Raw genomic sequence first — 13,009 nt, forward strand, 5'->3', positions numbered from 1 at the left:
TCCTCGCGCAACCCCCTCGGGCCCGACTGCCCTGCCGGACACCACCGGGTGGGCAGAGCTCTTGTCGGGCAAACGAGTTGGGCCGCAAAGGGTTACGCGGGACCCACCGGTCCCTCCCGTCCGAGCGGCTCCTGGACGGCGTCGCGCGCCGGGCGTCCGGCGCGTTACGGTGAATCCCGTGCACAGTGAGCTGCCGGCCGCCCCCGGCACCCGGATGCCCGAACACCGCGTCGCCGTCAGCGAACGCGGCTCCTTCGCCTTCGCCACCTGCAGCTGCGGCTGGTACTCCCCGGCCCGCCGCTCGCGCGACCTGGCCCGCCGCGAGGCGGACGGGCACCTCGCCGCGACCGGCGCCCCGCCGGGCTGACGACGGGTTCCGCGGCCCCCCTCGGGCCGGCCACCGGCACCCGGCACCAGCGGCGCCGGAACGGACCGCCGGCTCAGGCCGCCAGGTCGGACTCCGGCGGCTGCTCCTCGCTGCGCACCGCCCCCCGCTCGCGCCCGCGCCGCCGCCCGCGCGGTGCGGCGGCGCCGCCGCGCTCCGCCGCCCGGATCAGCGGGGCGACGGCCGTGCGGCTCAGCGCGTGGCAGAGCGGTACCAGCACGGCCATCGCGATCGGCGCCAGCAGCAGCACCACCGCGGCGGCCAGTGCGAAGCCGCCGATCACGTCGGTCGGGTAGTGGACGCCCATGAACATCCGGCAGAAGCCCTGCAGCAGGGCCAGGCCCCCGGCGATCCAGCCGAGTCGGCGGTTCACCAGGAACAGCGCCACCGCCACGCCCATCGTCATGGTCGAGTGGTCGCTCACGAAGGAGTGCGTGCCGGCCTTGCCGTCCACCAGCACCAGCAGCCCGGGGTGGTCCACGAACGGGCGCGGCCGGTCGACGATCGCGGCGATCGGCAGGTTCGCCAGCTCGGCGATGGCGACCGAGAGCGGCACCCAGAGCAGCCCGGCCACCGCCACCGGCGCGTCCGGGCGGCGTCTGGCCTGCAGCCAGGCCACCAGGCCGAGCATCGCCAGGCCGATCAGGATGCCGTACTCGCCGATCCACGAGACCAGGTGGTCCAGCCACTGCGGTGAGCGCTTGGCCAGGCCGTTGACGGCGTAGAGCAGGCCGAGGTCGGGGTTGGTCGTGTCGGCAAGCGGCGTCGACACGCCGCACCTCCTTCTGGTCCGCTGCACCTGGTCGTTCCGCCCGGGGCCCTCCCGGGGCGGGAAGCTGACGGTGGGCCACCGGAACCAACGTCATCGCCGGTGCACAGCGTTCCACGGAAACGCGCGGTTATGGAAACTTGACTCAGCGTCCACAGGGCACTCACACGTCCCCCGCCGGGAGCGCTCAACCCCTCGCCGCCGGCCGGGCCGTCCCGGTGGCGCCGGTGGCACCCGGGCCCGTCGGGGCGGGCGGCGCGGCCGCCGCGGGCCGGGCGGCCGGGGCCGTGGCGGGGCCGGCCGGGGCGGGAGTGGCCGGAGCGGTGCCGCCGCCCGGGGCGGCGGCCGGGGCGGCCGGCGGCGTGGTCGGGTCCTGCGCGCCCGGACGGCTCGGGGCGCTCACCGAACCGTCCGCGTTCCGGGTCGGCAGCGCCTGCGCGCCGTCCGAGGTGACCCGGGTCGCCCCGATGTACTCCCGGGTGTCGATCTTGTCGTAGCGGATCACCGCGCCGGTGTGGGGCGCGTTGATCATGTACCCGCCCCCGACGTAGATCCCGACGTGGTGGATGCTCCGCGGATCGTTCAGGTCCGTCGCCCAGAACACCAGGTCCCCCGGCCGCAGCTGATCGCGCGACGGGTGCGGGCCGGCGTACCACTGGTCGTTCGCCACCCGCGGCAGCGTGATGCCCACGCTGGCGTACGCCGCCTGGGTCAGCCCGGAGCAGTCGAACCGCCCGTTCTGCGAGGGCAGGCCCTCACCGCCCCACAGGTACGGCGTGCCGAGCTTGCTCTGCGCGAAGTAGATCGCCCCCGCCGACTGCGCGGACACCTCCACCGGCGCCGTGGGCGCCGTGAAGCTGCGGGCCATCGCCTGGATGTTCCGCACGTAGCCCTGGGTCTCCTTGTACGGCGGCACCCCGTTGTACCTGGTCACCGCGTACGGGCCGGCGTTGTAGGCGGCCAGCATGTTCGCCTGCCGGTCGCCCGGCACCTTCGCGACGTCCCTCGCCAGCGCGCAGTCGAAGGTCGCCGCCGAGGCGATCGCGTCGAACGGGTCCCAGACGTCCTTCTTCCCGTCCCCGTTGGCGTCCGTCCCGTACGACGCCCAGGTCGCCGGCATGAACTGCGCCATTCCCTGCGCCCCGACGCCCGATTGGGCCTTCGGATCGAATCCGCTTTCCTGGTACAGCTGCGCCGCGAGCATCGGCGGGGAGATCTCCGGACAGAGCGCGCCCCACTGCTGGATCGACGCCTGGTAGGCCGCCGGGACCGTTCCCGGGGAGAGCGCCGCGCGATTGGCCGACGCCTGCGGCGTACCGCTCGCCGCATACGTCCCCATCGTCACCAGGCCGACGAAACCGACGGCGACAACTCCCGCAGCGGCGGCGGCCGTACCGGCCTTCCGGAGTACCATCAGCACCATCCCGACGAATCGTCAGTCGAAGTGTTCCGGAAGGCGTTGCTCACCGCAATCATCAGAGATACAAAGAGTGAGCGCTATCCTTCGTACGGTGGACATCCTCGCGTACGTGTCCGATGCCTCACGACCAATCCGCGAGAAGTAGCCAAGTCGACATCAGATCTGGCCAAGAATGGGTACCGACCCTTCGCGCGGGCGGGGTCAGGGCCCTTGAATTTGCCTGATCGGGCGGTGAGATGGAAATGAACCTGAGCAGCGTGCACACCTACGCGATCGGCCACCTGGCCGAGGACCCTCCAAAGAAGCCGAATATCGACACCATCATCGGCGGGATCGCCCCGGACTGGGGCCCGTTCGCGACCCTCGGGTCGGAGGCCCGCGTGATGGTCGAGGTCATCATGGCCGTCGCCATCCTGATCTGCCTCGGCATCGCCGTCTGGGGAGCCGCCAAGCAGCGGATCGGTGCGACCGCGATGCGCGACAGCTTCGGCGCCGAACAGGGCAAGGGGCTGATCGTGGCGGGCCTGACCGGCGTGTTCATCATTGGATCACTCGGCACTCTGTTCACCATTGTCTACGGCATGGCGATCTGACGATCGGACAGCAGTAGCACGCAGTAGCCAGGTCGAACCCACAGGTCGAACCCAGGTCGAACCCCAGGCCCCACCGGGCCCGCCCGGGCCCCACAAGGCCCGACGGGGCCGTCCGAGGCCAGGCCCCGTCCCCCGACCGCCCCGGGCAGCCCGCGAGCCGTCCACCCCCGTTCCCGCCCTCCGTCCGCGCCCGCCCACGGGCGGAGGGGCCCCGGAGCCACCCGGCTCCCCGCACCAGGAGGGCCGCCGTGCCGTTGTCCGACGACCAGCCGCACACCCGTACGCGGCTGCCGGTCGGCGAACAGCCCTCCTCCCAGCCGAGCCAGCGTCAGGCGCGCCCGATCCGCACCCTGATGACCGTCCTCGCCGTGGTCACCCTCCTCGTCGTGGCCATCTCCATCGCCAACCGCGACAAGCCCGACCCCCGCACCACGGGCCCCTCCGCCGACCGCGCCGCCCCCACCGCGCCCGCCGGCGCCGGCCCCGCCCCCAGCGGTGACCAGCCCGTCGGCACCACCACCAACGGCATCGGCTCCGGCTACCCGCACACCGACGCGGGCGCGCAGTCCGCCGCCGCCAACTACGCGGTCGCCGTGGGCTCCGCGGACATGTTCCGCACCGACAGCCGGCACACCATCATCGCCACCATCGCCGACCCCGGCGCGGCCCCGGCCCTGCAGACCCGCCTGGACCAGGGGTTCGGCGGCGACACCGCCGCCCGCTACGGACTCGACGCCCAGGGACGCGCCCCCAAGGGCCTCACCTTCGTCAGCCGCACCGTCCCGGTCGGCACGAAGTCCACCGGCTACAACGACGGCGACGCCAAGGTCGAGGTCTGGTGCACCGGCCTCACCGGCCTCGCGGGCGAACACTCCGTCCAGCCGGTGACGACGAACTGGTTCACGCTCACGCTGTCGCTCCACTGGACGGGCAGCGACTGGAAGCTCACCGACTTCACCAGCAAGCAGGGTCCGGCGCCGATGCCCGGAGACCAGCAGGCCGCAACCGCCGAGGAGATCACCGGCGCCGTCCAGCAGTTCGGGGGGTTCCGCTATGCCCGTTGACCAGACCTCGCACCGCACCACCGCACGCCGCGCGGGGGTGCTGGCGGGCGCACTGGCCACCTTGCAGGTGGCGGCGCTCCTGGCGGCCCAGCGCGTGTTCGCGGAGCCTTCACCAACGGCGACACCGTCCGCCACGCCAACGGGAAGTCCGAGTGCCAACTGCCCGGACCTGCCGATCTCCGGCAACGGCATTCTCTGTGTGGACAAGCCGGGAATCGGCTCGCTCCCCGGGAGCGGGACCGTCGGCAATGTGACGGATCCGCTGGGGTCGTTGGCCAAGGGGTGTGCCCAGGCGGCGGCGTGGGTGGTGCGGAAGCTGTCGGGTGCGATCGACGGGACGACGCAGGTGGACTTCACCAACGCGTCGTTCCTGCAGCAGTACGCGGTGGTGTTCGCCGTGTCGACGGTGGTCACCCTGGTGCTGTGGCTGCTGGCGGTGACGAAGCGGGCGGTGCGGGGGGCGCCGTTGGCGACGGCGTTCTCGGAGGCGATCGGCTTCCTGTGGCTGACCGTGGTGGCGTCGGCGTTCACGCCGTTGATCCTCTACACCGTGGTGAGCGTGACGGACGGGCTGACCAAGGCGATCGCGGTGGGGACGAAGTCGGACACCGGGACGTACCTGGGCGGGTTCGCGGACACCCTGGAGAAGGGGGACGTGGGCGGCGGTCCGCTGATCCTGGTGATCGTGTCGCTGGTGGCGGTGCTGGCGGCGGCGGTGCTCTGGATCGAGCTGTTGATCCGGGCGGCGATGCTGTACGTGGGCGCGTTGCTGGGTACGGCGGTGTACGCGGGCCTGGTGGACAAGCAGCTCTGGAAGCACGTGCGCCGGTGGGCGGGGGTGATGGTGGCGGTGGACCTGGCGAAGCCGATCATCGTGGTCATCCTGGGCCTGGCGGGTGCGGTGGCGACCGGGGCCGGGGCCACCGACGACTTCGCGCGGGTGCTGTCGGGGCTGGCGATCCTCTTCCTGTCGATCTTCGCGAGCGCCGCGGTGTACCGCTTCGTGCCCGGCTTCGGCGACGAGATCATGAACATGCGGCACGCCCGGGCGAGCGCGGTGTCGGCGGGTTCGGCGATGATCAACGGCACCGCGAACCTGATGAAGCAGGGCATCACCACCCACGGCGACCGCGGTCCGCAGGCGGTCGGCGGGGGCGGTGGGGGAGCGGGCGGCGGCTCGGTGGCGCCGGGCATCGCGGCGCACGCCGGCCGGACGCCCGCCCCGCCGCCGCAGGCGGGGCCTCCGCAGGCCCCGGTTCCGATCCGCGACAGCAATCCAGCGAAGGGAGGGTGACGGTTAAGTGAGCAGCGAACCGCTCGGCCAGTACGGGGCCCAGTACGCCCAGCCGTACGTGCACCAGCGCCGCACCTACCTGATCGGCAAGGCCCGCCCGAACGCACCGATCGGCCGGAACCGGGAGTCCGGCGAGATCGTGCTGATCATCTTCGGGGCCTTCCTCGGCATGCTCTGGGGCCTGCTGATGCCGGTCCTGCCGCTGCGGATCGGCGGTCTGGTGGGTCTGCCCGCGCTGGCGATCGCGGCGGTGTACGTGCCGTACCGCAAGCGGACGTTCTACAAGTGGGTGGAGATCAACCGCACCTACCGCCGGACGGTCCGCAGCGGGCGGGCGCTGTGGCGCTCGGACGTGATGGACGCCGGCACCCGGATGGACGGCCGGGAGGTGGAGGTCGGTCCGCCGCCGGGGGTGGGGCGGCTGCGCTGGCTGACCGCGCCGTTCGGGCCGGACGAGGTCGGGGTGCTGATGCACCTGGAGCGGCGGACGGTGACGGCCGCGATCGAGATCGAGGGCCCGGGCGTCGGGCTGCGCGACTCGGAGGACCAGGAGGCGCTGGTCGACCGGTTCGGGACGCTGCTGAAGCACGTCGCCAACGGGGACGGCTTCGTGACCCGGCTGCAGATCCTGGCCCGGACGCTGCCGGCGGATCCGGACGCGCACGCCAAGGACGTGGAGCGGCGCGGTGACCACGACGCGCCGCGCTGGCTGCAGGACTCGTACGACCAGTTGCAGTCGATGGTGTCGACCTCCTCGGAGCAGCACCGGGCGTACCTGGTGGCCTGCATGCACTACACCCGCGACCTGGCCGCGGAGGCGCACGCGATGGGCCGGACGGCCACCGGCCGGCGGGCCCGGGACGACGAGGGGCTGGCGGCCGTGATGGCGCGCGAGCTGACCGACATCTGCGCCCGGCTGGCGGAGGCGGACATCCGGGTGCGCCAGCCGCTGGGCCAGGCCCGGCTGTCCTCGCTGCTGCACTCGATGTACGACCCGGACCACCCGATCGACCACATCCAGGCGATGTCCCGGCGCAACGCCTGGCCGGCCGAGCTGGACGCGACCCACCCGCAGTTCCTGCAGGCGAAGACCCGTGAGTCGGCGACCCGGGAGCCGTGGTGCCACGCCACGGCGTGGGTCAAGGAGTGGCCGCTGACCCCGGTGGGGGTCAACTTCCTGGCGCCGCTGCTGGTGCACACCCCGGACGTGATCCGGACGGTCGCGGTGACGATGGACCTGGAACCGACGGACGTCGCGATCGAGCGGATGCTGACCGAGAAGACCAACGACGAGGCGGAGGCGAGCCGCGCGGCCAAGATGAACCGCACGGTCGACCCGCGCGACCTGGCGCACACCGGGCGGGTGGACCAGCGCGGTGACGACCTGGCCTCCGGCGCGGCCGGCGTGAACCTGGTCGGCTACATCACGGTGTCCTCGCGCAATCCGGACGCGCTGGCCCGGGACAAGCGGACGATCCGGGCCTCGGCCGGGAAGAGCTACCTCAAGCTGGAGTGGTGCGACCGGGAGCACCACCGGGCGTTCGTCAACACCCTGCCGTTCGCCACCGGCATCCGCCGCTGACCGTTCGGCGACCCCGCCGCCGCACCGCCCGCAGTCCGATCGCCCACCGCCACACCGGCCCACCGCCACACCGGCCAACCCGTCCAGCCGCCCCACCGACCCGCCCCGGCGGCGTCCGACCACCACCACCGCCCGCCGACCAGACCAGGAGGCCGCCCATGGCGCTCGGCAACCTCACCGAGGCGTTCACCAGCCTGATGTTCGGCAAGGTGGAGACCACCCGGCTGCCGGTGCGCACCTCCACCGGGCAGGCGCAGGCGGTCTACCTGCCCACCGCCGCACCGGGTCTGGGCGACTCGGGGGTGATCATCGGGCGCGAGGTGTACAGCGGCAAGGGCTACGTCTACGACCCCTTCCAGCTGTACGGTCAGCAGCTGCCGGCCCCGCACTGGCTGGTGCTCGGCGAGTCCGGGAACGGCAAGTCGGCGCTGGAGAAGACGTACGTGCTGCGGCAGCTGCGGTTCCGCGACCGGCAGGTCGTGGTGCTGGACGCGCAGGGCGAGGACGGCGTCGGCGAGTGGAACCTGATCGCCAACGCGCTGGGCATAAAGTCGATCCGGCTGGACCCGATGGCCGCCCGGGACGGCGGCGTGAAGCTCAACCCGCTGGACCCGGCGATCACCCAGACCGGCCAGCTGTCGCTGCTGCGCACCATCGTCGAGGTGGCGATGGGGCGGGGTCTGGAGGAGCGGGCCGGGTTCGCCCTGAAGGCCGCGCACGCCCACGTGGTGGCCTCGGTGACGGACCGCCAGCCGGTGCTCGACGACATCATCGACACCCTGCGCAGCCCCGAACTGTCCTCGGTGGAATCGCTCGGCGTGGCGGTGGACGAGGTGCAGTCCTGGGGCCTGGACGTGGCGCTGGTGCTCGACCGGCTGGTCGACGGCGACCTGCGCGGCATGTTCGACGGCCCGACCACCGAGGGCATCGACCTGGACGCGCCGCTGATCGTCTTCGACCTCTCGCACATCGACCGCAACTCCATCGCGATGCCGATCCTGATGGCGATCGTCGGCGTGTGGCTGGAGCACACCTGGATCCGGCCGGACCGGAAGAAGCGCATCTTCCTGGTCGAGGAGGCCTGGCACATCATCAACAGCCCGTTCGTGGCCCAGCTGTTCCAGCGGCTGCTGAAGTTCGGGCGCCGGCTCGGCCTCTCCTTCGTCGCGGTGGTGCACCACCTCTCGGACGTGGTGGACGGCGCGGCGGCCAAGGAGGCGTCGGCGATCCTGAAGATGGCCTCCACCCGGACGATCTATATGCAGAAGGCCGAGGAGGCGCGGGCGACCGGCCGGGTGCTCGGTCTGCCGCGCTGGGCGGTGGAGATCATCCCCACACTTTCGCCGGGCATCGCGGTCTGGGACGTCAACGGCAACGTGCAGGTGGTCAAGCACATCATCACCGAGGCCGAGCGGCCGCTGGTCTACACCGACCGCGCGATGACCGAGGACGCGGTGGCCGAACGGGACCGCGCGGAGCGGCAGTTGGCGGCCGAGCCGGGGGTCTGAGCCGCTTCGCGGGGGTGGCCGGCGGCCGGCCCGGGCGGCCCGCGGGGGCGGGCGCGGAGGCCGGTTCCCGGGCGCCGGCGTCGCCCGGACGGCGACGGTTCGTCAGGAGGTAATCCTCTCGTTACGTTCAACGTCCTGACAGCTACGCGCGTTGACCCTAGGCTTCACAGGCGCAACACATCGCCCGAACGCCCGGTCCAGTCCACAACCGGCGCTCCTCCTCCAAGGTGCAGGGGACCCTCTCATGCTCACCGTCAGATCCCGCCGTGCGGCGCTCGCCGTCGTCGCCGCCGCTGGTCTGTTCGGCACGGTGGCCGTGCCGACGGCCGCTCAGGCCGCCGACGCCAAGCGTCACAAGACCGTCAACCTCCAGCTGCTGGCGATCAACGACTTCCACGGCAACCTGGAGCCCCCGGCCGGCTCGTCCGGCACGATCAAGGAGATCGACCCGGCCACCGGCAAGGAGGTCGCGACCCCGGCCGGCGGCATCGAGTACCTGGCCACGGCGCTGCGCCAGGCCCGGATCCCGGCCGACGACTCGATCACCGTCGCGGCCGGCGACATCGTCGGCGCCAGCCCGCTGACCTCGGCGCTCTTCCACGACGAGCCGACCATCGAGGCGATGGACAAGCTCGGCCTGGACGTCACCTCGGTGGGCAACCACGAGTTCGACGAGGGCGCGGCGGAGCTCCTGCGGATGCAGGAGGGCGGCTGCCACCCGACCGACGGCTGCTACGAGCCGGGCCGCACCTTCAAGGGCGCCAACTTCAACTACCTGTCGGCCAACGTCACCGACGAGAAGACCGGCAAGCCGCTGCTGGCCCCGTACTGGGTGACCAAGTCCCAGGGCGTGAAGGTCGGCTTCATCGGCGTCACCCTGGAGGGCACGCCGAACATCGTGACCGCCGAGGGCGTCAAGGGCCTGAAGTTCGCCAACGAGGTCACCACGATCAACAAGTACGCCGCCGAGCTCAAGGCGAAGGGCGTCAACTCGATCGTCGCGCTGATCCACGAGGGCGGCTACCCGGCGAGCAGCGTCTACAACTACGACTGCGGCCCGGCCGGCCAGGGCATCTCCGGCCCGATCGTCGACATATCCAAGAAGCTCGACCCGTCGATCGGCGCCATCGTCACCGGCCACACGCACAACGCGTACGCCTGCACCATCCCCGACCCCAACGGCGTGCCGCGCTCGGTCACCAGCGCCGCCTCCTTCGGCCGCCTGTACACCGAGATCGACCTCAAGCTCGACAAGACCACCGGCGAGATCGTGCGCCCCTCGGTCAAGGCCGAGAACCACGTGGTGCGCCGCACCGTCGAGAAGGCGCCCGACATGACGGCGCTGATCGACCACTACTCCAAGCTCGCCGCCCCGATCGCCAACCGTCCGATCGGTTACATCGGCTCGGACATCAACGGCCGCGGCAACAGCGACCTGGAGAAGCCGCTCGGTGACCTGATCGCCGACGCGCAGCAGGAGGGCCTCGCCGCCGCCGACAAGGGCGGGGCGCAGCTCGCCTTCATGAACCCCGGCGGCATCCGCTCCGACCTGGTCTACAAGGCCACCGGCGCCGAGGGCGACGGGGTGGTGACCTACGGCGAGGCGTTCACCGTCCAGCCGTTCACCAACATGATGCAGGTCAAGACGCTGACCGGGGCCCAGCTCGTGCAGCTGCTCCAGCAGCAGGTCAGCGGTGCCAACCTGGCCGCGCCGAAGATCCTGCAGGGGTCCGCGGGCCTGAAGTACACCCTGGACATGCGCAAGACCGGTGCCGACCGGGTCCTCGTCGACACGATCCGGCTGAACGGCGCCCCGATCGACCCGGCCGCCAAGTACCGCGTCGCGGCCAACGAGTTCCTGGCCGGCGGCGGCGACGGCTTCCCGGCCTTCGCGGCCGGCACCGACAAGCTCGTCGGCGCCTCCGACCTGGACGTCTTCACCGCCTACCTGGGTGCCCACAGCTCGGCGGCCTCGCCGCTGAAGGCCCCGGCGCAGGACCGGATCAAGGTCATCGGCCCGGGTAGCGACATCGACTGACCGTGAGCCGGCACAGGACGGGCGGGGCGCTGTCGGGGCGCCCCGCCCGTCCTGCTTTCCCGCCTACTCGGGGGCCGGCCCGCCCGGCAGCCGGACGGTCGCCAGGGCGCCGGGACCGCCGTCCCCGGCCGCGCCGAGCGACACCTCGCCGCCGGCCTCCCGCACGCTCTGCGCCACGATCGACAGCCCCAGGCCGGAACCGGGCAGCTGCCGGGAGGACGGCGAGCGCCAGAACCGGTCGAACACGTACTGCAGTTCGTCCGGGGGGATGCCCGGACCGTGGTCCCGGACGGTCAGCACGCCCTGCCGGAGCCGGACCTCGATGGTGCCGCCCGGCGGGCTGTACTTGACGGCGTTGTCCAGCAGGTTGATCACCGCCCGTTCCAGGGCGGCGGCGTCGCCGTGCACGAACCAGGGGTCGGTGGCCGTCTCGAAGACCAGCCCCGGCCCGCGCAGCTTCGCCCGTTCGACGGCCCGGCCCGCGATCTCGTGCAGGGCGACCACCGTCGGGTTGTGGACCGGTTTGGGGGAGTCCGGGCGGGACAGCTGCAGCAGGTCGCCGATCAGCACGGTGAGCTCCTGCATCTGCGCCTTCATGTTGCCCAGCAGCTTGGTCTTGGTCGCCGGGGGCAGCGGGCGGCCGGTGTCGTTGCTGCGGATCAGCAGGTCCACGTTGGTGCGCAGCGAGGTCAGCGGCGTCCGGAGCTCGTGGCCGGCGTCCGCGATCAGCCGGGTCTGCCGCTCGCGGGAGTTGGCGAGGGCGGTGCTCATGGAGTTGAAGGAGGTCGACAGGCGGGCGATCTCGTCGTCCCCGTGCACCGGGATGGTGGTGCCGACCTCCTCGGTGCGGGCGATGTGCTCGACGGCGTCGGTGAGCTGGTCGACCGGCTTGAGGGCGGAGCGGGCGACCAGCCGGCCGGCGATGGCGGCGAGCGCGATGCCGCCGAGCGCCACCCCGCCGAGGATGAAGGCGAGCTTCTGGAGCGAGTCCTCGACGGGCTGGGTGGAGGTGGCGACCATGACCAGCGCGGTCGGGTACCCGCTGACCTCGGAACCGGCGGCGCTGATCCGGACCATGGCCGGGGTGCCGTTGGTGTAGTGGCCGTCGCGGATGATCGACTGTCCGGGCTTCAGGTGCAGGGCGTTGCTGTCGCTCGACTCGACCATGATCGCCCTGCTCGCGCTCATCGGCAGGCACACCAGCGGCGTGCTGGTCGGGCTCAGCAGGACGTACTGGGTGTCCCGCGGGACGGGGGCGCCGACCGGGGGCTGCCGGCCGTTGCTCTGGACGTTCCGCAGGGCCGTCTGCGGGGTGGAGGCGCAGTCGTTGCTGCTGATCGGGGGCAGTTGGATCCGGATGTTCTGGAGGTCGCTGCGGACCAGCCCGTAGAGCTGCTTCTCCACGATGAACCAGCACGCCAGCGCCGACAGCGCGATGGCGACGGCCACCGCCGCGGCGCTGAGGAAGATGAGGCGGCTGCGCAGTGAGCGGGAGCGCAGCCAGAGGGCGAGGCGCCGGTGCCGGGAGGAGCGCGGCGGGACCAGCGGAGGGGGAGGAACGGTGCTCACGCCGTGGCGCCGGCGGCCGGGCGCAGGGCGTAGCCGACGCCTCGTACGGTCTGGATGAGGCGCGGCATGCCGCCCTGCTCGGTCTTGCGGCGCAGGTACATCACGTAGACGTCCAGGGAGTTGGAGGAGGGCTCGAAGTCGAAGCCCCAGACCGCCTTGAGGATCTGTTCGCGGGTGAGGACCTGGCGGGGGTGGGAGAGGAACATCTCCAGCAGCATGAACTCGGTGCGGGTGAGTTCGACCGGCCGGCCGGCCCGGGTGACCTCGCGGGTGGCGGTGTTCATCCGCAGGTCGGCGAAGGCCAGCACCTCGCTCTCGTCCTCGGCGGCGGCGCGGGCGGCGGCCTCGGTGGCGAGGGCGTTGCGGCGGAGCAGGGCGCGGACGCGGGCGAGCAGTTCGTCGAGCTCGAAGGGCTTGGCGAGGTAGTCGTCGGCGCCGACGTCCAGGCCGGTGACGCGGTCCCCGACGGCGTCGCGGGCGGTGAGCATCAGGACCGGGACGGTGTCGCCGCGGGAGCGCATCCGGCGGACGGCGGTGAGGCCGTCCATGCGCGGCATCATGATGTCCAGCAGGACCAGGTCGGGCTTGTCCCGTTCGACGGACTCCAGCGCCTCGTAGCCGTCGGTGGCGGTGGCGACCTCGTAGCCCTCGAAGGCGAGGCTGCTCTCCAGGGCGTCCCGGAGGGCGGGTTCGTCGTCGACCACGAGGAGCCGGGCGGAGGGGTGGCCGGCCTCGGCGGGGGTGCGGTCGTCGGCGGACGGGGTCATGGGCGGCTGCCCTTTCTCGT

General features: G+C 72.2%; 11 protein-coding genes. 7 read left to right on the forward strand and 4 right to left on the reverse strand.

The genetic code is table 11. From position 1 onward, the window contains the following. Window positions 1-178 precede the first annotated feature (178 nt). Window positions 179-367: a hypothetical protein gene (locus ACFYUY_RS36805; RefSeq protein WP_360214960.1), complete on the forward strand. Its 189-nt coding sequence runs from the start codon at window positions 179-181 to the stop codon at window positions 365-367. A 73-nt stretch (window positions 368-440) separates the two neighbouring features. On the opposite strand, the gene ACFYUY_RS36810 is transcribed toward ACFYUY_RS36805, so the two are convergent. Together ACFYUY_RS36810 and ACFYUY_RS36815 are read right to left on the reverse strand one after the other, a co-directional pair. Further along, window positions 441-1,157 carry a phosphatase PAP2 family protein gene (locus ACFYUY_RS36810; RefSeq protein ID WP_360214963.1) on the reverse strand — a complete coding sequence of 239 codons (717 nt, stop codon included), beginning with the start codon at window positions 1,155-1,157 and terminating at the stop codon, window positions 441-443. A 184-nt stretch (window positions 1,158-1,341) separates the two neighbouring features. After that, window positions 1,342-2,568: an NlpC/P60 family protein gene (locus tag ACFYUY_RS36815; protein WP_387907425.1), complete on the reverse strand. Its 1,227-nt coding sequence runs from the start codon at window positions 2,566-2,568 to the stop codon at window positions 1,342-1,344. Between the two features lie 248 nt (window positions 2,569-2,816). Here ACFYUY_RS36815 and ACFYUY_RS36820 point away from each other — a divergent pair, with 248 nt between their 5' ends. The 6 genes from ACFYUY_RS36820 (at window position 2,817) to ACFYUY_RS36845 (ending at window position 10,653) form a co-directional block, all read left to right on the forward strand. Continuing rightward, window positions 2,817-3,167: a hypothetical protein gene (locus tag ACFYUY_RS36820; protein ID WP_360214969.1), complete on the forward strand. Its 351-nt coding sequence runs from the start codon at window positions 2,817-2,819 to the stop codon at window positions 3,165-3,167. A 248-nt stretch (window positions 3,168-3,415) separates the two neighbouring features. Beyond that, a complete protein-coding gene (locus ACFYUY_RS36825) occupies window positions 3,416-4,231 on the forward strand; it encodes a hypothetical protein (protein WP_387907428.1) in 816 nt (271 codons plus the stop codon). Next, a complete protein-coding gene (locus ACFYUY_RS36830; protein WP_387907430.1) occupies window positions 4,221-5,525 on the forward strand; it encodes a hypothetical protein in 1,305 nt (434 codons plus the stop codon). Before ACFYUY_RS36825 ends, ACFYUY_RS36830 begins: the two co-directional genes overlap by 11 nt. A 7-nt stretch (window positions 5,526-5,532) precedes the next feature. Further along, window positions 5,533-7,107 carry an SCO6880 family protein gene (locus ACFYUY_RS36835; protein WP_360214978.1) on the forward strand — a complete coding sequence of 525 codons (1,575 nt, stop codon included), beginning with the start codon at window positions 5,533-5,535 and terminating at the stop codon, window positions 7,105-7,107. Window positions 7,108-7,265: 158 nt separating this feature from the next. Next, window positions 7,266-8,615 carry an ATP-binding protein gene (locus tag ACFYUY_RS36840; protein ID WP_387907432.1) on the forward strand — a complete coding sequence of 450 codons (1,350 nt, stop codon included), beginning with the start codon at window positions 7,266-7,268 and terminating at the stop codon, window positions 8,613-8,615. Between the two features lie 244 nt (window positions 8,616-8,859). Then, the gene (locus ACFYUY_RS36845; RefSeq protein ID WP_360214984.1) at window positions 8,860-10,653 is read left to right on the forward strand and encodes a bifunctional metallophosphatase/5'-nucleotidase; all 1,794 of its coding nucleotides are present in this window, start codon (window positions 8,860-8,862) and stop codon (window positions 10,651-10,653) included. A gap of 63 nt (window positions 10,654-10,716) precedes the next feature. On the opposite strand, the gene ACFYUY_RS36850 is transcribed toward ACFYUY_RS36845, so the two are convergent. Both ACFYUY_RS36850 and ACFYUY_RS36855 read right to left on the reverse strand, forming a co-directional pair. After that, window positions 10,717-12,222 carry a HAMP domain-containing sensor histidine kinase gene (locus ACFYUY_RS36850; protein WP_360214987.1) on the reverse strand — a complete coding sequence of 502 codons (1,506 nt, stop codon included), beginning with the start codon at window positions 12,220-12,222 and terminating at the stop codon, window positions 10,717-10,719. Further along, entirely contained in the window at window positions 12,219-12,989 is a 771-nt protein-coding gene (locus ACFYUY_RS36855; RefSeq protein WP_360214990.1) for a response regulator transcription factor, read from the reverse strand. The genes ACFYUY_RS36850 and ACFYUY_RS36855 overlap by 4 nt, the downstream gene beginning before the upstream one ends. Between the last annotated feature and the right edge of the window lie 20 nt (window positions 12,990-13,009).

Source organism: Kitasatospora sp. NPDC004745 (assembly GCF_042873275.1).
Classification (GTDB): domain Bacteria; phylum Actinomycetota; class Actinomycetes; order Streptomycetales; family Streptomycetaceae; genus Kitasatospora.